At 67.4% G+C, this 26,757-nt stretch carries 1 protein-coding gene (running past one end of the window); it reads left to right on the plus strand.

The genetic code is table 11. The features are described 5' to 3' along the window. Positions 1-26,696 carry the 3' portion of an LEPR-XLL domain-containing protein gene (locus HD883_RS25400; protein ID WP_179590425.1) on the plus strand. It extends 31,537 nt beyond the left edge of the window, so the window shows 26,696 of its 58,233 coding nt (coding positions 31,538-58,233); its start codon lies beyond the left edge, outside the window; it ends in the stop codon at positions 26,694-26,696. The last annotated feature ends 61 nt before the right edge of the window (positions 26,697-26,757 follow it).

Below are 26,757 nucleotides of genomic sequence, written 5' to 3' on the forward strand. Positions count from 1 at the left end.
TGGCGGCGCAGGTGGATGCGCATGCAACCTACGCCGCGGCGGCCAGCCAATTCACCGTAACCGACTGGGCAAGCCTGCGCGGCGCGCTGGTGTCGGTGGTCGAGGCGGGCGAAGCCATCGACGGCACCTCGTACGACGGCCGCACGTTCGATCTGTCGGCCCTGACCGTCACCACGGGCACGGTCTACACGGTCACCGTCAATGGCACGGCCTACAGCTACGCGGCGGTCGCGGGCGATACCGCCCAGATCGTTACCTCGCTGCTGTCTTCAAAGATCCAGGACGGCGGCTTCAAGCTCATTGAAAGCTACAACCAGAGCGCGGCGGCCGGCACCGGCGGCGTGCTGACCGTGCTGAGCACCAGCGCCTTCACCGGCGCCACGTCCAGCTTTGGCGTGACGGCGCAAGCCAAGACCGTGATCGGTCTGGAAGCCGAGACCAAGAACCTCGAGTTCAGCGCCGCGGCGCCAGCAGGCGCCAATGCCATCGCACCGGTCATCACGACCGATCGCGAAGCCGGCGAACTGGCCTCGCAGAAGTCGTCGCTGAGCTTTGCCGATCCGGCCACCGCGGGCTACAGCCTGCAGTCCGGCTACGCGTTCTCGGTGGCCGTCAATGGCCACAGCTATAGCGTGACCGTCGGTACCGATGGCGTGACTGCCAGCTGGACTTCGGTCCTGAACACCCTGGCCAGCCGCATCGTGCAGGGCGAGGGCAGCACCAAGATGAGCGTCGCCATCGACGCCGCCACGCGCACGCTGGTCCTGACCGCGCTGGTCGCGAACGACGGCTTCACGGTCGAGCAGGCATCGGTGGTGCACCACTACCAAGCCGATGTGGCCAACGGCGTGGTCGACACCGGTTCGGTGGTTCAGGCCGCGGGCACCAATGCCTCGCAGGTCAGCAAGCTGGCTTTTGCCGGCACGGTCAAGGCCGGGGTGGACTACACGGTCCAGCTCGGACTGAATACCTACACCGTCAAGGTGGGCGATGTCGTCCACGGTGCGACGGTTGCCGCCAACTGGGCCTCGGTCCTCTCGGCGCTCGAATACAAGATCGAGCTGGGCGGCGAAGTCCGCGTCGATGTCTCGGGCGCGTCCCGCGAACTGACGCTGACGGCCTTGCAAGCCAACACGCCATTCGATCTGCGCGCGACCAGTCGCGATGCGGGTGCGGTGCAGGCCCTGACCAAGATCGGCGATTACATCGTGATCGTGCCGGACCGCAGCGCGGGCGACGCAAGCATGAACGTCACGGGCAACCTGACGATCGTCAACATGCCCACGCACAACGGCGAGTCCATCACGCTGGGCGCGGGCAAGGACCTGGTGGTGGTGTCCGACATCAACGTCGGCGACACCGGCAGCGTCAACCTCAGCGCGACCTTCGCACTGACCCTGGGCGGCAAGGTGACCGCGGGCTCGCTGACCGTCAAGGCCGGCGAGGACCTGACGATCACGTCCGACGTCGGCACGCTGCAGGTCACGCTGACCGGCGCGGGCAACCTGACGGTCATCCAGACCGGCGACCTGTCGATCACCGGCATCGACATGCACGGCGGCGATATCACGATCCTCGGATCGGGCGACATCCGCATCGGCGCCATTACCGGCACCGCGGGCGCCGTCAACATCACCAGCACCCAGGGCAGCATCGTCATCGACAGCATGACTGCCGCAGGCGCGGTCACCCTGACGGCCACCGGTGCGATCTCGGCCGGCAAGCTGGTCAACGGCACGGTCGTCAGCACCATCGAAGCCGATACGCTCACGATCACCGCGGGCGCGGCCATCACGGTGTTCGAAGCCGACGGCATGGTCGTCACCCAGGCGCTCAGCACCTCGCATGCCGCAGTCCGTCTGCAGTCGGGCGGCACCATGACGCTGGACGGCGCGATCAGCGTGGTCGGCAACGCCACCATCAACCTCGTGACGACCGGCGGCGCGCTGATCGTCAATGAAGCGCTGGTCAGCGATACGGGCAGTGTCACGGTGCGCGGCGGGGCCGGGCTGACCATGTCGGCCCAGGGCGATGTCACGACCAACGCCGGCGATGTCCTGCTGGCAGCCGGCACGGGCGGCATGGACATGACTGGCGAAACCGTGGTGAGCGCCGGTACCGGCACGATCACCATGACCGCCGGCGGCGCCATCCTGCTGGGCAAGCTGCGCACGTCCAACGAAGGCGTTCTCAGCATCACCAGCGGCGGCGTGCTCGACGTCGCGGAAGGCACGACCGACATCATCGCGTCGAACGCGACGCTGATGATCCGTGCCGAAGGCGGCATCGGCGAAAACGGCAACCCGATCGAAACCCAGGTCCGGGTGCTGGACTTCATCAACAAGGGCTTCGGCGCGGTCTTTATCGAGGACGTGGATGACCTGATCCTGACGCGTGTCGATCAGCAGGCGGCCGGACAGGTCTCGATCATTGCGCGCCAGGGCAGCATCCTGGTCACCGATAACGGCGTGCGCGCCACCAGCGCGCTTGTCTCGCTGTATGCGGGCGACGCACTGACGGTAAATGCATCGGTGAACACCACCGGCGGCAGTGTCATCCTGACGGCCGAAGATGGCGACATCACGCTGGGCGCCGGCGTCCACGTGGTCGGCAGCGGCGACGTGACGGTGCGCGCCATGAAGGGCGCGCTGGTCAACGACGCCAGCAAGGTAGGCTGGCTGATGCGCAACGGCGGCTTCGATCCCGAGCTGGCCTGGGTGTTGAGCCAGGGCAAGTTCACCATGAACGAGCTGACCGGCGAGATCATCACGTCCGGCATTGCGGCGCACGAAATCCCGGGCCATCTGGCCAACGGGATCACGCTGCGTACCGCCGGCGGTCCGATGCTCCAGACCACGGGCGGCAACCTGACCATCGCGGTGCGCGACGCCGTGGGCCAGAACGTGAGCGGCTTCACGTTCAGCCCGCTGTCGATCATCGTCGACGCGAACACGCTGACGGTGTCGAGCAGCGACCGCGAAGACGTCGTGGTGCTGGCGACCGGCTCGATCCAGGTGTTCTCCGATGCGGCCGCCAGCGGTTCGCGCGGTGGCGAGACGGATGTGTCGTCGCTCAACGGCGAACAGCAGATCGTCAACGCCATGGATGCGAGCGGCAAGGACATCACGATCCGCTCGAACCAGGTGTCGATCGCCGCGGACGTCCGCAGCGCGGGCGCCACGCTGACCTTCATGCCAACCAGCCCGACGGCTGCGATCGTGCTGGGCGACGTCAAGACGTCCGGTTCGCAGCTGGACCCGAACAACTTCCACTTGAGCAATACGTCGCTCTCGCATCTGCAGGATGGCTTCTCGCAGATCGTGATCGGCAGCGACACCAGCAGCAACAAGGTGTACCTGGGTGAATCCGGCGTGGGGGGCAGCATCAACCTGACCGACACGCTGGTCATCAAGACGCCGATCATCGGCGGTCACGTGTTCATCAACCAGGACATCGTCCTGACCGGCAATTCGTCGTTCGTGATCGAAGGCTCCGGCCATACGACCGACTACGCGGCCAACGTGACGTCGGATGCCGACGTGTCGGTGCTCGACTCGACCACCTTCGCGGGCAACCGGACGATCACCGCAGGCACCGACGGCACCGGTTCGATCCAGCTGGGCGGCAACACGGCCCACTTCGTGTCGGGCAACGGTGACGGCACGCCAGACACGCTGACGCTGCTGGCCCCGGACAACATCATCATCTCGGGCCCGGTGGGCGGCGCCGATCCGCTGGAAGGCCTGACGATCAACGGCGTGACGGTCGCCGGCTCGGTGAACCTGCCGAACGACGTCACGTTCAACGGGTCGGTGATCCTGAACGGCAGCATGACGATTACCGCCAGCGGTATCGTCACGTTCAACAGCACGGTCGAACTGACCAGCGGCAACCTGATCATCACCGGCGCAAGCCAGGTGATCTTCAAGGGTGGCCTGCTCGTGACGGGCGGCGGCACCATCCAGATCGATGCCAACGAAATCGACTTCCTGGGCGGCACCGAAACCATCCGCGGCACGGGCGAACTCATCCTGCGTCCGAGCACCACGAACCTGAACATCGAACTCGGCTCGCCGGGCAACTCGATCTCGACCAACACGCTCAACCTGGACAACACCGACCTGCGCGCGCTGGCGGACGGGTTCACCAACATCATCATCGGCCACGGCGCGAGCGCGCACGCCTTGTCCAACACCGGCGCCGTGCGTATCGGCGGCACTGCGTCGCCCGATCCGACGCTGCGCGACAACGTGGTGATCTACGGCAGTTCGATCACCGTCGAAGACCTGACCACGGCCAGCGCCAGCTTCCTGGTGCAGGGCACGATCACGCTCGACGCGGTCAATGACATCAAGGTCAACAACCAGGTCGAAGCCCGCCTGAATTCGGGCGTGGTGCAGAACATCACCCTGTACTCGGCCAACGGCTCGGTCACGCAGACCAGCCCGCAGAACGTCGATTTCATCGACAACGAGCCGATTCGCGCCGGCATCCTGACGGTGCACGCCGCCAACGGCATCACGCTGGGCGCCACCGAGGTCATCTCGATCTCGGCGGTGAACACGGGCGCCCTGGGCGACATCGTCATCGGCGAAACCGCAGCCGGGGGCAACCTCAGCATCCTGTCGATCCAGCAAACCAATGCGGCCAACCCGGGTAACATTTCCGTCAGTACGCTGAACGGCGCCATCACGGTCGACGCGGCCGGGACCGGCATCAGCACGGTCGGTGACGGCAACATCACCCTGACCGCGTCGGCCACCACGGTCGCCAACGGTCAGATCAACGTCTATCAGGCACTGCGCTCGACCAACGGCAGCATCACGCTGACCGCGACGGGCGCGGCCACCCTCATCGACGACGCCACCCGTTTCGGCACGCTCACCACGGCGGGCGGCGCGGTCTCGGTCACCTCGTCGACCGGCGCGGTCACGATCGGCGGCAACATCGTCAGTGCAGGCGGCGTGGTCACGGTCAACGCAGGCACGGCCATCTCGATGGCCGACGGCAAGCGCGTCAGCGCGCTCAATGCGGGCAACAGCGGCGCCGTGCTGATGACGGCGGGCACGTCGATCGCCCTGAGCCTGATCGAAGCGGGCGGCAACGTCACATTGACGGCCACCGCGGGCAGCATCACCGACAACCTGACGGGCGACACCCCGAACGTGGACGGCGATACCGCCGTGCTGCGCCTGTCGGCCGCAACGGGCGTGGGCACCGGCCTGGCCGCGCTGCAGACACGCGTTGCGCAACTGAGCGCCAGCAACACCACCAGCGGCGGTGTCTTCGTCAAGGAAGCCACGGGCCTGCGCCTGACCACCTCGGGCAGCCAGTCCGTGGACGTGGCGGGCACGGGTGGCCTGATCTCCATCGAGACGCTGAACGGCGCGCTTGTGGTCGAAGGCTCGGTCCGCAGCACGGGCACGGTGGGCAACATCCGCCTGCGCAGCGGCGAGACCGTCGAAGGCACGGCGGCCACGCTGGACCTGCGGTCGGACGTCACGTCCGCGGCGGGCAACATCTCGCTGTCGTCGGCTGACGGCATCGTCGCCACCAGCGGCGGCAAGGTGCAAACCACCCTGGCCGGCGCCACGATCGAACTTGCGGCCGACGACGGCATCGCGCTCGACGCGGCATCGCGCATCCTGACCAACGCCGGCAACATCCGCCTGGATGCCGCCGGCGGCGGCATCATTCTGGGCTCGGTCACCACCGGCAGCGTGTCGGCCGGCGCGGTCAGCCTGAAAGCAACCGGCTCCATTACCGACGCCGACCTCGACAGCGGCACGCAGTCGGTCAACATCACGGCAGGCAGCCTGCGCGTGTCAGCGGGTGCGGCATTCGGCACCTCGACCAACATCATCGAAACGTCGATCAGCGTGTTCAGCGCGACCGCGGGCAACGGCGGCATCTACCTGTCGGAAGGCAACGGCCTGGAGATCGGCAGCAATGCGGCCGTCGCGATCAATCGCGTCGACGCCACAGGTGCGTTCGCCACGTTCAACGGCGGCGACACTGCGCAAGCGGGCGTCACGACCACGGGCGGCAACGGCAATATCGTCATCACCAACGGCAATACCCACGCAGGCAACCTGCTGGTCAGCCAGGCGGTGTCGGCCAACGGCAGCGGCAACGTGCTGCTGAGCGCCAACTGGGCCACCGTGCCGGGCACGATCACGCTGAATGCAGGCGTGGCCAGCGGCACGGGTTCGCTGAGCGTGATCGCCCTGGGCGCCATCACGCAGTCGGCAGCGGGCACCCTGGTCACCGGCGGCACAGGCTCGATCGATGTCCAGTCGGGCGCTGCGATCACCATGGCCGACGGCGCCCTGATGCAGACGTCGGGCGGCAACATCCGCCTGGCGGCGGCTGGCGCCGTCACCGTCGGCGTGCTGGATGCCCGTTCGGCAGCCGATCGCGCCGGCTCGACCCTGACGACCCAGGCCACGTGGGGCGCCGTCAGTCTGACGGGCTCGACGCTGATCGACAATGCAACCGAAGCCACCGCCAACGCGGTCGACATCTATGCAGGCGCGCTGCGCCTGAACGCCACGGCAGGCATCGCCGCCAGCACCAACGCCCTTGAAACTGAAGTGCTGCTGTTGAGCGCGAATGCAGGCACGGGCGCGCTGTTCCTGACGGAAGCGACGGCGATCGAGATCGGCCAGACGGCCGCGATTGCGGCCAACCGCGTGCTGGTATCGGGCGCGACGACCACGACGGACGCGACTGACAGCCTGCAATCCGACCTGATCTCGGGCGGTACCGCGGTCGTGACCACCACCGCCGGTTCGATCACCGTGCATGAAGGCGATGTCGATGCCGGCACGCTCGGTCTGAGCGCCGTCGGCAACATCCTGCTGCAGGCAGGCGGCGCGGCAGCGGACATCGTCCTCGAAGCGCGCATCCTGGCCACCGCAGGCAGCATCAGCCTGGTCGCCGGCCGCGACATCGTGCAGGGCGGCGACGTCTCTGCCACGCTGGCGAGCGCGACGATCGAACAGATCGCCGGCCGCGACATCCTGCAATCGCAGGGCATTGCCAGCAGCACCGCCAACGGCAATATCGCGTTGACCGCCGCAGGCAGCGTCGTGATCGAAACGATCAATGCCGGTACGGGCAGCGTCAGCATCGTCGCCACCTCGGGTTCGATCACCGATGGCGACACCGCGGGCGATACCGAGTCCGACATCACCGCAACCGCCGTCAAGCTGACGGCCGGCACGGGTATCGGCGCATCGGGCAACCTGCTTGAAACGACCGTAACGACCTTGTCCGCACGGGCAGGCGCGGGCGGCATCTTCTTGAACGAAACGGATGGCGTGACGATCGGCAGCGTGTCGGTCGGCGTCAACCATGTGGACGCGGCAGCCGTCGCCACGCCGGTCGCCGCCACGGTCCAGGAAGACCTGGCCACGCTGGCCAACGGCAGCATCGTGATGGTCAGCACCACGGGTGACCTGGTGGTGCAGGCAGGTACGGCAGGCACGCTGGGCGTGAGTGTCAACGGCACGGGCAACCTGCTGTTGCAGGCCACGGCCGGCAACGTGACCCTGAATGCGACGGCGCAGTCCGATGCCGGCAACCTGAGTGTCATCGCCGGTACGGCGATCACGCAGGCCGCCGGGGTCAACCTCGTCACCGCCGGCACGGGCACCATCGACGTGCAGGCAGGCGGCGCCATTTCCATGGCTGATGCCACCGTCCTGCAGACCGCGGGCGGCAACATCCGCGTCAACGGCGGGGGACTCGTCACGATAGGCGTAGTCGATGCACGCACGGCCTCGGACCGGCTTGGCAGCACGATCGCGGGTCAGGCATCGTGGGGCGCGGTCAGCCTCACGGGCCTGGGTATCGCCGATAACGACACCGAAAGCGTGGCCAATTCGGTCGACGTCTTCGCCAGCTCGCTGCGCATCAACGCAACGGCGGGCGCAGGCACGAGCATCAATGCGCTCGAAACCGAAGTCGTGCTGATCAGCGCCAATACGGGCACCGGCTCCTTCTTTGTCACGGAATCGACGGCTATCGACATCGGCGAAACCGCTGCGATCGTTGCGAACCGTGTCTTGCAGTCGGGCGTCACATCCACCAGTTCGACCACCGACAGCATCCAATCCGACGTCGTGTCGGGCAGCCTGCTGGTGCTGACGACCCTGGCCGGTTCGATCACGGTCCACGAAGGCGACACCGATGTCGGCACGCTGGGGGCCCGCGCCGCGGGCAACCTGTTGCTGCAGGCCGGCGGCGCAACCTCGGACCTCGTCATCGAAGCACGCATCGTGTCGAACGCTGGCAGCATCAGCCTGCTGGCCGGACGCGATATCCTGCAAGGCGCCAATGTGGTCGCCAGCTCGGCGGGCACCACGATCGAGCAGATCGCGGGCCAGGACATCCTCCAGGCCCAAGGCGTTGCCACGACCAACAGTGGTGGCAACATTGCCCTGACGGCCGCGCGCAACGTCGTCATCGAAACCGTCGCGGCAGGCACGGGCAACGTCAGCATCATCGCCACGTCCGGCTCGATCACGGATGGCGATAGCGCAGGCGATACCGAAGTCGACATCACCGCAGCGGGCGTGAAGCTCACGTCGGCGGGCGGCATCGGCGCGGCAAACAATCGACTCGAAACAACGGTCACGACCCTGTCTGCGCGGGCTGGCGCGGGCGGCATCTTCTTGAATGAGACGGACGGCGTCACGGTTGACAGCGTGTCGGTCATCGTCAACCGCGTGACTGCGGCAGGCGGCGCCACGGCGCAGGCCGCTTCCGTCCAGGAAGACCTGGTCACCACGGCCAATGGCAACATCGTGCTGGTCAGCAACACCGGCGCGGTCACGGTCCAGGCGGGCACGGCTGGCACCACCGGCGTCGTCGCCAACGGCAGCGGCAACCTGCTGCTCCAGGCAACGGCAGGCGCCCTGACGCTCAACGCGTCGGCGCAAAGCGGCAACGGCAACGTCTCGCTGTCCTCGTCGGCAGCGCTGACGCTGAATGCGAATGTGATCGTCAGCACGGGCGGCGCGGGCACGCTGGACGTGATCGCCTACGCCGGGTCCGTGGTGCAGGCTGCCACGTCGCAGTTTGTTGCGGCCACCGGCGACATCCGGATCGCTGCCGCAGCCAGCATTACCCTGGGTCTGGCTTCGACCGCCGGCAACGTCAGCCTGATCGCCAGCGCGGGCAGCATCCTGGATGCCGATGCCGCTGGCGACACCAGTGTCGACGTCATCGCCGCGGGACTGCGACTGTTTGCAGGCGCGTCCATCGGCGTCGCACTGAACAATGGCGCGCTGGAAACGCAGGTAGGCACCCTGAGTGCGCGCGCCGGCTCGGGCGGCATGTTCCTGGCCGAAACCGATGCCGTCACCATTGGCGACGTCAGTGTCACCGTCCAGCGCGTCGACACCGCCGCCGCACTGTCGGCTGTGGTGGATGCCACGCAATCCGACCTGCGCAGCACGGCCGCCCTGACACCGATCGTTCTGGTGGCAGGTGGCACGATCACGTTGACCGAGGGCAGCGATGCCGACGGCGTTGCCGTCCAGGCATTCGGCACCAGCACGGCCCTGCTGAAGTCCGGTGGCGACATCATCGCCAACGCCAACGCGGACATCGTGGCAAGCACGGGCCGGATCAGCGCGATCGCCGCTGGGTCGCAGACCTACGCGGCAGGCGCGGACATCATTTCGACCAACGCCACCATCGACGTGGAAGCCACCGCCGGCAGCATCACGCAGTCCAACACCAGCCGCTTCGTGAGCCAGCAGTCCATCCGCGTGTTCGCCAACGTGGATGTGACGGTAGGCTTCATCCAGGCAACCGCCAACGTGGGCATCACCGCCACGACCGGTTCCATCATCGACGCCGATGACCTTGTCAGCGGTCTGGACGACGGCACGGTCGACATTGCTTCCACGGGCTTGCGCCTGTTTGCAGGTATCGGTATCGGCGCCTCGGGCAACCGTATCGAAACCACGTCCTCCACGATGTCCGGACGCGCCACGTCGGGCGGCATCTATGTGAGCGAATCGGACAACCTGGCGATCGGCAACGTCATCGTTGCCGTGGGTCGCATCGGCACCGATGGTCTGTTCACGACCGTCCTGGATGCCGGTCAGGCCGATCTGCGCACGACCGCCGGCAACGGCAACATCGTCATCACCGCCGGCGCCAGCTCGGGAGCGGCAGTCCTGACGCTGTCGGAAGGGTCGGACGGCGACAACACGTCGGTGTCGGCCCACGGCAGCGGCAACGTGCTGCTGTCGACCACCGGCAGCATGACCCTGCAGGCCGACGCGCTGTCGGGCTCGGGCAACATCACGGTGCAGGCAGGTGCAATCATCCTGCAGCCGACGGCCGACCTGCGCACGGGCGGCACGGGCACGATCGATGTCACCGCCGTCACAGGCGCGATCACCATGAGCGCCACGTCCGCCTTCGCGGCGGGCAGCGGCGACATCCGCGTGCTGTCCAATATCAATACCGTCGTAGGCGACATCACCACCACGGGCAATGTCTCGATCACGTCGACGACCGGGTCCATCCTGGATGCCAGCCCGCTCGTCAGCAGCGCCAACGATGCCAACGTCGACATCGTCGCCTCGGGCCTGCGCCTGAACGCCGCATTGGCGATCGGTGATTCCATCAACCATCTGGAAACCACCGTCGGCACGTTGACGGTCCAGGCGGGCACGACGGTGTTCCTGCTGGAAACCGATGGCCTGACCGTCGGCAACGTTGGCGTCAGCGTCAATCGGGTGCTGACCACCGGCGCGACCACGGTCGTGACCGACGCGGCGCAATCCGATGTCCGGTCCACCGGCAACATCGTGCTGCGCACCAACACCGGCGACCTGGTGCTGAATGACGGCACCGCGACGGCAGACGATGCCGCCGTGGTCGCCGCAAGCGGTAACGTGCTGCTGCAGGCCCTGTCGGCCACTGGCACGATCACCGCCAACGCCGACGTGATCTCCGGTTCGGGCAACGTGTCGGTGCTGTCCGGCGGCTCGGTGACCTTTGCCGCCACCGCCGACATCACCACCACCGGCACGGTCAACGTCGAAGCCGGCACGGGCAGCATCACGCAGTCCACCACCAGCATCTTCGGCAGCAGCAGCGACATCCGCCTGCTGGCTGCACTGAACGTGACCGTAGGCCGCATCACCACGACGTCCAATGTATCGATCACTGCCACGGCGGGCTCGGTCCTGGATGCCGACGCCCTGGTAGCGGGTGCCGACGACAGCGATCTCGACATCGTCGCGGCCGGCTTGCGCATGAACGCCGGTCTGGGTATCGGTGACGCTGCCAACCATCTGGAAACGACCGTCGGCACGCTGACGGCACGCGCCACCAGTGGCGGCATCTACCTGACGGAAACCGATGGCGTGACCATCGGCGACGTCAGCGCGACCATCCAGCGCGTCAGCATGAGCGGCGCCGTATCGGCCGTGCTCGACGCGCTGCAGTCGGACCTGATCACGACTGCCGGCAACGGCAACATCGTGCTGGTCAGCGGCGCAGCCGGCATCGTGCTGAATGACGGCGCGACGCTGGTCAACGATGGCGCAGTGTCGGCCAACGGTTCGGGCCGCATCCTGCTGATGGCGCTGGGCGCCGACGGCAGCATTACGGCCAACGCCGATGTCGTCTCGGGCACCGGTCATATCTCCATCCTGGCCGCCAACGCCGCGGTGTTCACAGGCACGGCCGATCTGCGCACCGCAGGCGCCGGTACCCTGAACGTCGAAGCGGGCATCGGCAGCATTACCCAGTCGACCGGCAGCGTGTTCAGCGCCGCGGGCGACATCCGCTTGCTGGCGGCACAAGACGTCACGGTGGGCCTGGTCACCACGACCGCCAACGTGGCGGTCACGGCCCTGGCCGGTTCCATCGTCGATGCCGACGCCCTGGTGGGCGGCGCCAACGACAGCAGCCTGGATATCGTTGCCTTGGGCCTGCGCCTGAATGCGGGCACCGGTATCGGCGGCGCGATCAACGTGCTCGACACGCAAGTCGGCACGCTGTCGGCACGCGCCACGTCGGGCGGCATCCATCTGCGTGAAGCCGATGGCCTGATCGTCGGCGATGTGGGCGTCACCATCCAGCGCGTCGGACGTGACGCAGGCCTGACCGTAACCACCGACGCGGTGCAATCCGACGTCGTGACCACGGCCGGCAACGGCAACATCGCGCTGGTGACGGCGGCGGGCGACATCGTGCTGAATGACGGCACGGCATTGGCCGACGACATCGCCATCGCGGCGCACGGCACCGGCACGGTCTTCGTGCAGGCGCAAGGCGCGGGCACCAGCATTACCGCCAACGCCGACATCCTGTCGGCCACGGGTCACCTCACGGTGATCGGTGCAAGCAGCGTGGTCTTCCTGGGTACGGCAGACCTGCGCACCAGCGGCACTGGCACGATCAACGTCGAAGCCGGCACCGGCAGCATCACGCAGTCGGCGGGCAGCATCTTCAGCGCCACCAGCGACATCCGCCTGCTGGCTGCGCAGGACGTCACGGTCGGCCTGGTGAGCACCACGGGCAATGTGTCGCTCACGGCCACCGCCGGCTCCCTCCTGGATGCCGACGCACTGGTTGCGGGCAACAACGACAGCAACATCGATGTGATCGCGTCGGGCCTGCGCCTGAACGCGGGTCTTGGTATCGGTGCTGCCGTCAACCATCTGGAAACGACGGTCGGCACGCTGACCGCGCGCGGCACCAGCGGTGGTGTCTATGTGACCGAGTCCGACGCACTGATCATCGGTGACGTCAGCGCCACCATCCAGCGCGTGGCTGCCGATGGGTCGCTGACCGCGACCACCGACGCCGCGCAGTCCGATGTCCGCACGACCGCCGGCAACGGCAACATCGTGCTGATGACGCTGGCGGGCAGCATCGTGCTGACCGACGGCATCACCACCGCCGACGACATCGCCGTGTCGGCCAACGGTTCGGGCAATGTCCTGGTCCAGGCCGCGGGTGCGGGCACGAGCGTGACGGCCAACGCCGACATCGTCTCGGGCACGGGCCACCTGACGGTGCAGGGCGCGGATTCCGTGTCCTTCACGGGCACGGCCGACCTGCGCACCGCGGGTGCGGGCACGCTCGACGTCGAAGCCGGCACGGGCAGCATCACCCAATCCACCACCAGCGTGTTCCTGGCTGCCGGCGACATCCGCCTGCTGGCCGCGATCAACGCGACGGTGGGCCTGATCACCACGACGTCGAATGTGTCGATCACTGCAACCGCCGGCGCCATCCTGGATGCCGACGCGCTGGTGGGCGGCGCCAACGACATCAACATCGACCTCATTGCCTCGGGACTGCGCCTGGTTGCGGGCCTGGGTATCGGTGACAGCATCAACCATCTGGACACGACGGTCGGAACCCTGACCGCGCGTGCCACCTCGGGCGGCGTGTACGTGTCTGAAACCGATGATCTGGTCATCGGTGATGTGGGCGTGACCGTGCAGCGCGTCGGCAGCGATGCCGCCGTGACCGGCACGACGGACGCCGTCCAGTCCGACGTCATCACGACCGCCGGCAACGGCAACATCGTGCTGATGACGGCCGCGGGCAGCATCGTGCTGACCGACGGCACGTCAGCCGCCAACGACATCGCCGTCTCGGCGCAGGGCTCGGGCAATGTCCTGATCCAGGCGCTGGGTGCGGGCACGAACGTGACGGCCAACGCCGACATCGTGTCGGGCACCGGCAACCTGAGCCTGCTGGCCGCCGCGTCGGTGACCTTCACCGGCACGGCCGACCTGCGGACAGCGGGTGCGGGCAGCATCGACGTGCTGGCAGGTACGGGCAGCATCACGCAGTCCATCGACAGCCTGTTCACCGCAGCATCGGGCGACATCCGCCTGCTGGCCGCGCTGGACGTGACGGTCGGCACGATCCTGACCAACGCCAATGTGGCGATCACCGCCACGGCCGGCTCGGTCATCGATGCGGATCCGTTGGTTGCGGGTAGCAACGGTGTGGTTAGCAACGACACGCGCGTCGACATCACCGCCGCGGGTCTGCGTGTGAATGCCGGCGTCGGTATCGGTGCCAATGTCAACCATCTGGAAACGACGGTCGGAACCTTGACCGCGCGTGCCACGTCGGGCGGTGTGTATGTGTCCGAGACCGACGGCCTCATCGTCGGCGACGTGAGCGTGACCATCCAGCGCGTTGGCAGCGATGCTGGCGTGACGGCCACCACCGATGCGATCCAGTCGGATGTCATCACGACCGCCGGCAACGGCAACATCGTGCTGGCAACCGGCGCGGGCAGCATCGTGCTGAACGACGGCACGGCGTCCGCGGATGACATCGCGATCTCCGCTAACGGCTCGGGCAACATCCTGGTCCTGGCGCTGGGCGCAGGCACGGACGTGACGGCCACTGCGGACATCCTGTCCGGCACCGGCCACATCACGGTCCTGGCCGCAGGGTCGGTCCGCTTCACCAACACGGCCGACGTTCGCACCACGGGTGCGGGCACGGTCGATGTTGAAGCCGGCACCGGCAGCATCACGCAGTCCACCACCAGCGTCATTGGCGCTGCGGGCGACATCCGCCTGCTGGCCGGCCAGAACGTCACGATCGGCCTGGTCACCACGACCACCAACGTGTCTATCACGGCAACTGCCGGATCGATCAACGATGCGGATGCTCTGATCAATGGGGCCAACGACGGCAATCTCGACGTTGTCGCCTCCGGCCTGCGTCTGATCGCCGGTCTCGGGATCGGTGCCACCGTCAACCATCTGGACACGACGGTCGGAACATTGACTGCCCGTGCCACCAGCGGTGGCGTCTACCTGTCCGAAACCGACGGCCTGATCGTCGGCGACGTCAGCGTGACCATCCAGCGCGTCGGCAGCGATGCCGGCGTGACGGCCACGGTCGACGCGACGCAGTCGGATATCCGCACGACCGCCGGCAACGGCAACATCGTGCTGGTGACGGCCGCCGGCAACATCGTGCTGAACGACGGCACGGCGACCGCCGACGACATCGCCATCGCGGCCAACGGGTCTGGCAACATCCTGATCCTGGCCAACGGCGCGGGCACGGACGTGACGGCCAATGCCGATCTCGTCTCGGGCACGGGTCACATCACCGTGCTGGCTGCCAACGCGGTCATCTTCACCGGCACGGCCGACATCCGGACCTCGGGTGCGGGCACGCTGGACATCGAAGCGGGCACGGGATCGATCACGCAATCCACGACCGGTGTCTTCGAGGCCGCCAGCGACATCCGCCTGCTGGCCGCGACGGACATCACCTTGGGCCTCGTCAGCAGCGCTGCCTCGGTATCGATCACGGCCACCGCCGGCTCGATCCTGGACGCGGACGCCCTGGTCAATGACGCGAATGACGGTAACGCCGACATCATCGCGGCCGGTCTGCGCATGCAGGCGGGCCTGGGCATCGGCGGCGCGATCAACCACCTCGACACCACGGTCGGCACCCTGACCGCGCGTGCCACAGGGTTTGCAAACACCGGTGGCATCTACGTCAAGGAAAGTGACGGACTGATCATTGGTGACGTCAGCGCCACCATCCAGCGCGTCGGCAGCGATGCCGGTGTCACGGCCACCACCGATGCGACCCAGTCCGACGTCATCACGACAGCGGGCAACGGCAACATCGTGCTGGTGACCGCGGCCGGCAACGTGGTGCTGAACGACGGCACCGCCGCAGCCGACGATGTGTCGGTCTCGGCCAACGGTTCGGGCAACGTGCTGATCCTGGCACTGGGCGCGGGCACGAGCGTGACGGCCAACGCCGACATCGTCTCGGCCACCGGCCACCTGACCGTTCTCGCCGCCCAATCCGTCGCCTTCAACGGCACGGCGGACCTGCGCACGGCCGCGACCGGCACGGTCAACGTCGAAGCGGGCACAGGCAGCATCACCCAGTCCACCACCAGCCTGTTCACGACGAGTGCCGGCGACATCCGCCTGCTGGCCGCGACCGACGTGACGGTGGGCCGTATCGCCACCGGCGCGAATGTGTCGATCACGGCCACGGCCGGCTCGATCATCGACGCCGACGCACGGGTTGCAGGCAGCAACGACAGCGCCATCAACATCAACGCCACCGGTCTGCGCCTGAACGCCGGGCTGGGTATCGGTGCTTCCGTCAACGCTCTGGAAACGACGGTGGGTACCCTGACCGCACGTGCCACCGGGTTGTCAAACGCAGGCGGCGTGTACGTCTCCGAATCCGACGGCCTGATCGTCGGCGACGTGGGCGTGACCATCCAGCGCGTCAATAGCGATGCTGGCGTGACGACCACGACTGACGCGGTCCAGTCCGATGTCATTACCACTGCCGGTAACGGCAACGTAGTGCTTATGGCCGGCGGCAGCGTCACGCTGAACGACGGAACGGCCGCTGCCAACGACCTCGCGGTCGCGGCAGACGGCTCGGGCAACATCCTGATCCTGTCGCTGAACGGCGACATCACGGCGAACGCCGATGTGGCGTCGCTGGCGGGTCACGTCACGATGCTGGCCCTGGGCGCGGTCAGCTTCACGGGTACCGCCGATGTCCGCAGCTCGGGCGCAGGCACGATCAACATCGAAGCCTCGACTGGCAGCATCACGCAGTCGACGACCAGCGTCTTCAGCACCAACAGCGACATCCGCCTGCTGGCGGCTGCCAACGTCACGGTCGGCAACATCGTCAGCGGCAGCAATGTGTCGATCACCGCGGTCAACGGTTCCGTCCTGGATGCCGATGCCCTGGTGACCGACGTCAACGGCACTGCTGTCAATGACACCAACCTCGAAATCACCGCGGCAGGCTTGCGTCTGGTAGCGGGCGTGGGTATCGGCGCCGCGGTCAACCATCTGGACACGGCGGTCGGAACACTGACTGCACGTGCGACCTCGGGTGGCGTGTATGTGTCCGAAACCGATGGCCTGGTCATCGGCGACGTGGGCGTGACCATCCAGCGCGTCGGCAGCGATGCCGGCGTAACGGCCACGGTCGACGCGCTGCAATCCGATGTCCGCACGACCGCCGGCAACGGCAACATCGTGCTGGCGACGGGCGCGGGCAGCATCGTGCTGAACGACGGCACGGCAACGGCCGACGACGTGTCGGTCGCGGCCAACGGCTCGGGCAACGTCCTGATCCTGGCCCTGGGCGCCGGTACTGACGTGACGGCCAACGCCGACATCGTTTCGGGCACCGGCCACCTGACGGTGCTGGCCGCCCAATCCGTTGCCTTGACCGGCACGGCGGATCTGCGCACCGCGGGTGCCGGCACGATCGACATCGAAGCCGGCACGGGCAGCATCACGCAGTCCACCACCAGCCTGTTCACGGCCGCGTCCGACATTCGCCTGCTGGCCGCGATCGACGTCACGGTCGGCAACATCATCACCGCCGCCAACGTATCGATCACCGCCCGCAACGGCAGCATCAACGATGCCGACGCGCTGGTCAACGGTTCGAACGACGACAACGGCGACATCACCGCCAACGGCCTGCGCCTGAACGCCGGCGTGGGGATCGGTGCCAACGTCAACCACCTGGAAACGACGGTCGGAACGCTGACCGCACGTGCCACCAGCGGCGGCGTGTTCATCTCCGAATCCGACAGCCTGATCGTCGGCGACGTGAGCGTGACCATCCAGCGCGTCGGCAGCGATGCCGGCGTGACGACCACCAACGATGCGCTGCAGTCCGACGTAATCACGACCGCCGGCAACGGCAACATCGTGCTGAACGTGGCTGGCAGCATCGTGCTGAACGACGGCACGGCATCGGCGGACGACATCTCGGTGTCGGCCAACGGTTCGGGCAACATCCTGGTCGTGACTCTGGGCCCGCTGACGGACGTGACGGCCAATGCCGACATCGTCTCCGGCACGGGTCACGTCACAGTCCTGGCGTCCAACGCGGTCGTCTTCACCGGCACGGCGGATATCCGCACGGCAGGGGCGGGCACGATCAACGTCGAAGCCGGCACGGGCAACATCACCCAGTCCACCACCAGCGCGTTTGCGGCTGCCAGCGACATCCGACTGCTGGCCGCGCATGACGTGACAGTGGGCTTGATCACCACGCTGGCCAACGTGTCCATCACGGCAGGCACGGGCCTGATCATCGACGCCGATGCGCTGCTGGCCGATGCCAACGGCAACGTTGTGAACGACAACACTCTCGACATCGTCGCATCGGGCCTGCGCCTGGCCGCCGGTGTCGGTATCGGTGCCAACGTCAACCATCTGGACACGTCGGTCGGGACCCTGACCGCCCGTGCCACCTCGGGCGGCATCTACGTGTCCGAGACCGATGGCCTGGTCATCGGCGACGTCAGCGTCACCATCCAGCGCGTCGGCAGCAATGCCGGTGTCACGGCGACCACCGATGCCCTGCAGTCGGATGTCGTCACGACCGCCGGCAACGGCAACATCGTGCTGGCAACCGGCGCGGGCAGCATCGTGCTGAACGACGGCACGGCGGCGGCCGACGACATCGCCGTGTCGGCCAACGGGTCGGGCAACGTCCTGATCCTGGCTGCCGGTGCAGGCACCGACATCGTGGTCAACGCCGATCTGGTCTCGGGCACCGGTCACATCACGGTCCTGGGCGCCAACGCCGTCGCCTTCACGGGCACGGCAGACCTGCGCACGGCAGGGGCGGGCAGTCTCGACGTCGAAGCCGGCACGGGCAGCATCACCCAATCGGCCACCAGCCTGTTCACCTCGGCCGCCGGCGACGTCCGCCTGCTGGCTGCGGTCGACGTGACGGTGGGCAACATCGCGACCCTGGCCAACGTGTCGATCACCGCGCGCAACGGCGGCATCAACGATGCGGATGCACTGGTCAATGGCGTGAATGACGGCAACATCGACGTCACCGCCAACGGCCTGCGCCTGAACGCCGCCGTCGGTGTCGGTGCCAGCGTCAACCATCTGGAAACGATGGTCAGCACACTGACTGCTCGCGCTACCGCAGGCGGTGTGTTCGTGTCCGAGGCCGACGCCCTGATCGTCGGCGACGTCAGCGTGACCATCCAGCGCGTCGGCAGCGATGCCGGCACCACCGCCACGGTGGATGCGCTGCAGTCGGATGTCATGACGACCGCGGGCAATGGCAACATCGTGCTGAGCGCCGGTGGCAGCATCGTGCTGAACGATGGCACGGCCTCTGCCGACGACATCGCGGTGTCGGCCAACGGTTCGGGCAATGTCCTGATCCTGACGCTGGGTCCGGTTGCGGATGTGACTGCCAATGCCGACATCCTGTCGGGCACGGGCCACGTCACGATGGTGGCCTCGCAGTCCGTGCTCTTCAACGGCACGGCCGACATCCGCACTGCGGGTGCGGGCACGGTCGATGTCGAAGCCGGCACGGGCAACATCACCCAGTCCACCACCAGCGTGTTCAGCGCCGCCAGCGACATCCGTCTGCTGGCCGCGCACGACGTGACGGTGGGCCTGGTGACGACCCTGGCCAATGTGTCCATCACCGCGGGCACCGGCCTGATCATCGACGCCGATGGTCTGGTCAACAATGCCAACGACAGCAACCTCGATATCGTTGCCTCCGGCCTGCGCCTGAACGCCGGCGTGGATATCGGTGCCAGCATCAACCATCTGGAGACGACGGTCGGAATATTGACCGCACGTGCTACCGGGTCTGCAAACGCGGGCGGCATCTATGTTTCCGAGACCGATGGCCTGGTCATCGGCGACGTCAGCGTCACCATCCAGCGCGTCGGCGGCAATGCCGGACTGACCGTGACGGTCGATGCCACCCAATCCGACGTACGCACGACCGCCGGCAACGGCAACATCGTGCTGACGGCCGGTGGCAGCGTCGTGCTGAACGATGGCACCGCCGCCACCGACGACGTCTCGGTCTCGGCCAACGGCTCGGGCAATGTCCTGATCCGCGCGCTGGGTGGCGATGTCGTCGCCAACGCCGACATCCTGTCCGGCTCCGGTCACCTGACGGTGCTGGCCGCCAACGCCGTCCTGTTCACCGGTACGGCCGACCTGGCCAGCACCGGCACGCTCGACGTGGAAGCGGGCATGGGCAGCATCACCCAGTCCACCACCAGCGTGTTCAGCTCGGCCAGCGACATCCGTCTGCTGGCGGCGCAGGACGTGACGATCGGCCTGGTCACGACGCTGGCGAATGTGTCGATCACGGCAATCGCCGGTTCGATTATCGATGCGGACGCCTTGGTCAACAATGCCAACGACACCAACCTCGACATCGTTGCGACGGGCTTACGCGCCAACGCCGGTGTCGGTATCGGTGCCAACATCAACCATCTGGACACGACAGTTGGAACCCTGACCGCACGTGCAACAGGGGTGGCAACCACCGGTGGCATCTACGTGAAGGAAACCGACGGCCTGATCGTCGGCGACGTGAGCGTGACCATCCAGCGTGTGGGCAGCGATGCCGCCACCACCAGCACGACCGACGCGGTCCAGTCGGATGTCCGCACGGTCGCCGGCAATGGCAACATCGTGCTGACCGCCGGCGGCAGCATCGTGCTGAACGACGGCACGGCCACGGCCGATGACGTCGCCATCGACGCCAACGGTTCGGGCAACGTGCTGGTCCTGGCGCTGGGCGGCGATCTGATCGCCAACGCCGATATCGTGTCCGGCAACGGCGCGGTGTCGGTCCTGGCCGCGGGCGCCCTCAGCCTGACCGGCAGCGCCGACCTGCGTACCGCGGGCAGCATCGACATCGAAGCCGCTGCGATCGCGCAGTCGGTTGCCAGCGTCATCTTCTCGACCAGCGACGTTCGCCTGCTGGCCGCGACGACCGTGACGGTCGGCGCCATCAGCACCACCGGCAACGTGTCGATCACGGCGCTGACCGGCTCCATCCTGGACGCCGACAGCCTGGTGAATGGCGCGAACGACGGCGCCAGCGACATCGTCGCCAACGGCCTGCGCCTGAACGCCGGCACCGGGATCGGTGACAGCGTCAACCATCTGGACACGACGGTCGCCACCCTGACCGCACGTGCCACGGCAGGCGGCATCTACGTCTTTGAGACCGACAGCCTGATCGTCGGCGACGTGGGCGTGACCGTGCAGCGTGTCGGCAGCAACGCCGCCATGACGGCAACGGTCGATGCCCTGCAGTCCGATGTCATCACGACCGCCGGCAACGGCAACATCGTGCTGGCCGCCGGCGGCAGCATCGTGCTGAACGACGGCACGGCCAACACGAACGACGCGGCAGTCCTGGCCAACGGATCGGGCAACATCCTGGTCCTGGCCCTGGGCGGCAACGTGATCGCCAACGCCGATGTGGCAGCCCTGACCGGTCACCTGACCGTCCTGGCGCTTGGTTCGGTTGCCTTCACGGGCACGGCTGACCTGAGCACCTCGGGCGCGGGCACCATCAATGTCGAAGCCTCGACCGGCAGCATCACGCAGTCGACCGCCAGCGTCTTCAGCACCAACAGCGACATCCGTCTGCTCGCGGCGCAAGACGTCACGGTGGGTCTCATCACCACGACCGGCAACGTCGGTATCACCGCGGTCAACGGTTCGATCCTGGACGGCGACGCCCTCATCGGCAACGCCAACGACACCGCGATCGACATCTACGCCGTCGGCCTGCGCCTGAACGCCGGCAACGGTATAGGTGACAGCGTCAACCACCTGGACACGGCAGTCGGAACCCTGACCGCACGTGCCAATGCGGGTGGCGTGTACGTCAAGGAAGCCGACGGCCTGGTCATCGGCGACGTCAGCGTGACCATCCAGCGGGTCGGCGGCAACGCCGCCACGACCGCCACGGTCGACGCGCTGCAATCCGATGTCCGCACGATCGCCGGCAACGGCAACATCGTGTTGACCACCGGCGGCAGCTTGGTGTTGAACGACGGCACGGCCACGGCGGATGACATCTCGGTCGCAGCCAACGGGTCGGGCAATGTCCTGGTCCTGGCGCTGGGCGGCGACGTCGTCGCCAACGCCGACATCGTGTCGGGTGCGGGCGCCATGACGGTGCAAGCCGCCGGCGCAGTGGCGTTCACGGGTACGGCCGATCTGCGCACCACCGGCAGCATCGACGTCGAAGCCGCCGCCATCACGCAGTCGGCCACCAGCCTGTTCACCTCGATCAGCGACATCCGCCTGATGGCCGCGACCAACGTCACGGTGGGCAACATCGCCACCGCGGGCAACGTGTCGATCACGGCCATCAACGGGTCGATCATTGATGCCGATGGCCTGGTGAATGGTGCGAACGGCATGGGCGGAAACAACAGCAATATCGACATCACCGCCAACGGCCTGCGTCTGAACGCCGGCAACGGGATCGGTGACACCGTCAACCATCTGGATGTCACGATCAACACCCTGACCGCACGCGCCACGAGCGGCGGCATCTACCTGAAGGAAAGCGACAACCTCGTCATCGCCGACGTGGGCGTGACCGTGCAGCGTGTCGGCAGCACTGCCACCACGACGGCCACGACCGACGCGGTGCAGTCGGATGTGCGCACGACGGCCGGCAACGGCAACATCGTGATCACGACCGGCGGCAGCATCGTCCTGACCGACGGCGTGGCAACTGGGGATGACACAGCACTGTCGGCCAACGGATCGGGCAACATCCTGGTCCTGGCGCTGGGCGGCGACGTTATCGCCAACGCCGACATCGCGTCCGCCACCGGTCACCTGACGGTGCTGGCCGCGAACACGGTGGCCTTCAACGGCACGGCGGATCTGCGCAGCGCCGGCACGCTTGACGTCGAAGCCGCCGCAGGCAACCTCGCGCAAGCCACGGGCAGCCAGTTCGTGTCGACCGGCGACATCCGCCTGTCGGCCGCGCAGTCTGTTACGGTGGGCACGATCGCCACCGCCGGCAGCGTGTCGATCACGGCCATCAACGGCGCGATCATCGATGGCGACGCACTGACCAACAGCCTCAACGACACCGTTGTCGACATCACCGCGAACGGGCTGCGCCTGAACGCCGGTGCCGGCATCGGCGCCGCCGTCAACCACCTGGAAACCATGGTCAACGTGCTGAGTGCACGGGCCAATAGCGGTATCTACCTGAATGAAACCGACGGTCTGACTGTTGGCGACGTGGCCACGACCGTGCAGCGTGTCGGCAGCAACGCCGCCACGACCGCGATCGCAGGCGGCCTGCAATCCGACCTCATCACGACGTCCGGCAACGGCAACATCGTGCTGACGACGACCGCGGGCAACCTGGTGCTGCAGGACGGTGCCACCCCCGCGAATGACGGCGCCATTGCCGCGAACGGCGCAGGCAACATCCTGCTGTCGGCCACGGCAGGCAGCGTGATCGCCAACGCCGACATCGTCTCGGGCACGGGCAACATCTCGGTGCTGGCGGCCAACGCCATCACCCTGGCCGGCACCGCCGACGTCCGCACCACGGGCGCCGGTACGGTCGACCTGAACGCGGCCACCGGCAGCATCACGCAGTCGGCAGGCAGCCTGATTTCCGCCACCAGCGACATCCAGCTGGCGGCCGCCGGCAACATCACGATCGGTGGTGTGGCCACGGCCGGCAGCGTGTCGGTGACGGCAGGCGGCTCGATCATCGACGGCGGCGATCGCTACACCAACGTCGTGGCAGCGGGTCTGCGCCTGACCGCCGGCAATGCCGTCGGCAACGCGTCCGACACGCTCGACACCACGGTCGGCACCCTCAGCGCCCGTGCAGGCAACGGCGGCGTCTTCGTCCAGGACAGCGATGGCCTGGCGATCGGCAACGTGGGCAGCGCCATCAACCGCGTCAACCAGGCCGGCACCACCAGCCTGGTGATCGACAGCGCGGTGTCCGATGTCCGCACCACGGCCAACGGCAACATCGTGCTGGGCACCACCACCGGCGACCTCGTGCTGAACGACGGCACGGCGCCTGCCGATGGTCTGGCCGTCAACGCGAACGGCAGCGGCAGCATCCTGGTGCAAGCCACCGTGGGCAACGTGGTCGCCAACGGCGGCATCACCTCCGGCACCGGCAACGTGTCGGTGCTTGGCGGCGGTTCGGTCCTGTTCAACGCCAGCGCCGGTATCACCACCGCAGGCGCGGGCACGGTCGACGTCGAAGCCCTCACCGGCAACGTCACGCAGGCCGCAAGCAGCCTGTTCAGCGCAGTCGGCGACATCCGCGTCTCGGCAGCTGGCAACGTGACGGTGGGTGGCATCACCACCGCCGGCAACGTCGGTCTGACCGCCACGGCGGGTTCGATCATCGACGGCGGCGACACCTACGTGAACGTCACGGCATCGGGCCTACGCCTGGTGGCGGGCGTCGGCGTCGGTAGTGCGTCGGACCTGTTCGACACCCGCGTCGATACCGTCGCAGCACGCGGCACGTCGGGCGGCATCTTCCTGAACGAACTCGACGGCGTGACGGTCGGCGACGTGGCCGTGACGGTGCAGAAGGCAGGCGCTGCTTCGGTCACCACCGACCCGGCCATCGGCGACCTGCGCACCACGGCAGGCAACGGCGGCATCGTGCTGAAGGCTGGCGGCGATGTGCTGCTGACCGCCGGCGCGGGCGCCGCCGATGGCGCCATCTCGGCCAACGGCAGCGGCGGTGTCCGGATCGAAACGACCGGCACCGGCAAGATCACCGCGGCCGCTGGCGCCGACATCGCGTCCGGCACGGGCAACATCGTGCTGAACGGCGCGGGCGACGTGCTCGCAGGCAAGGTGGCCACGCAAGGCCAGGCCAACGTGTCCTCGCAATTGGGCACGGCCTTCATCACCCAGCCGGTCGACGCGCAAGGCAAGGACGTCGAACTGGTGGGCAACGTCATCGACATCGGCGCACCGATCGCCAGCGCCGGCGGCACGCTCACGATCCGCCCCGCCGATCCGGCACGCGACATCGTGGTCGGCGACGCCTCACTGGCCACGGCCTACCCGGACGCGCTGTACGTCGGCAACGGTGCGATCGGCGCACTGGTTCCCGGCTTCCAGGCCATCACGATCGGCAGCGGCGCAGCGGACGAAATCATCCGCATCAGCGGCGTGACCAACCCGGTCAAGTTCGCCGATCCGCTGGTGCTGAACGCCACCGGCGCCGGCAGCCAGGTGGTCCTGCAAGGCACGGTCTCGGCGGGCGCCCTGACGGTGCTCGGTTCCGGCGCCGGCACGACGGCCTCGGCCGCCACCCTGCAAGTGCAGGGCGCGGTCGACGTCAACGACCGCTTCCTGGTCGATGGCGCAGTCCAGGTCGCAGCCGGCCTGGGCGGCAAGTCCGGCGACATCACCTTCCGCGGCGCAGTCGATGCCGTGGCGGGTGGCGCAGCCGACTCGCTGGTGCTGTCGGGCCAGGGCGGTTCGGTGACTTTCGGCGGCACGATCGGCGCCGGCACCGCACTGAACACCCTGCAGGTGTCCGATGCCGTCAACGTGGTCTTCGACAAGTCGGTGCACGTGACTGGCGACGTCGTGATCCAGGCGTCCGGCACGGTGCAGTTCAACGACCTGCTGACGCTCGATGGCGGCACGCTGCGCATCGTCGGCGCCTCGTCGGTCATGCTGGGCACGGTCCAACTGGGCAACGGCGGCGACTTGGTGATCTCGGCGAACATGCTGAGTCTGCTGGGCAACGTCACCAGCTCGGGCGACGCCAACCTGACCCTGTTCGCAGCCACGCCGAACGGCAACATCGTGATCGGTGGCAGCGGCGCGGCCGGCTCGCTGGTGATCACCGGCGATACCCTGGCGCATCTGCAGGGCTTCTCGACGGTGGACATCGGCAGCGCGGTCAACGGCCAGGCCACCCCGGCCTCCGGTTCCGCCACGGTCGATCTGTCCGCACTGGCCAAGCTGTCGGCCGGCCAAGTCAATGTCCACGGCAGCCAGGTTGCGCTGCAAGGCGTCGGCCAGCTGACCGGCGTCACGGGCGGCATCAGCATCGACTCGGCAGGTGTGTTGAGCATGGGCGGCACTACGTCGCTCACGACCAACGGCGCGTCGATCACGATGCACGCGCAGGACAACCTGACCCTGGGCAGCCTGAACACCGGCGCCACGGGCACGGTGGTGCTGGTCAGCAACAGCGGCATCATCAGCGACGTCGGCAACGGCACCGCGCCCAACGTCACCACCGGTACCCTGGTGATGCGTGGCTACGGTCCGGTCTGGCAGAACGGCCAGTCGGCGGTGGCGGCGATCGAAGTGGCAGCCAGCCGCATCGACGTCGACGCCCCGGGTGGACTGGTCCTGCGCGACAGCGGCGCCAATGGCGAAACGGTGTTCAACCTGTACCAGGGCACGCAAGTGCACCGTCAGCTGGTGGCACTGGGCACGCCGGAACGCGTGACCTCGCCCCTGCAACCCGACCTGGGTGGCATGAACGGCGTCACCGCCAGCATCGCGGCTGACGGCCTGTCGTCCGCTGTGTCGGCCCGCAGCTTCGCGGCCTTCTCCTCGCCCAGCCTGTCGGCGCTGTTGCCGACCAGCGAAGCGACCCGCGCCTACCTGAGCCAGTTGTACGGCTCGACGGTGCAGGTGGATCTGGCCGATATGGACGCCGAAGACGAACTGGGCCTGCTGGGTCCGGTGGCCGCCGAGCAACTGGAGCAGGCCTACCTGCTCGGGTCGCTCTCCAGCCAGCCGACCGCGGCCGGTGTCGGTTCCGTCGGGACCGACCAGTTCGAGTACTGGGACGAAACGCTGGTGCTGTAAGCCGTAAAAGGCGGGGCCTGCGGGAAGCTGCCGCAGGCCTGTTGGAAAAACGACAAAGGCG

The organism is Pigmentiphaga litoralis (assembly GCF_013408655.1).
Classification (GTDB): domain Bacteria; phylum Pseudomonadota; class Gammaproteobacteria; order Burkholderiales; family Burkholderiaceae_B; genus Pigmentiphaga; species Pigmentiphaga litoralis_A.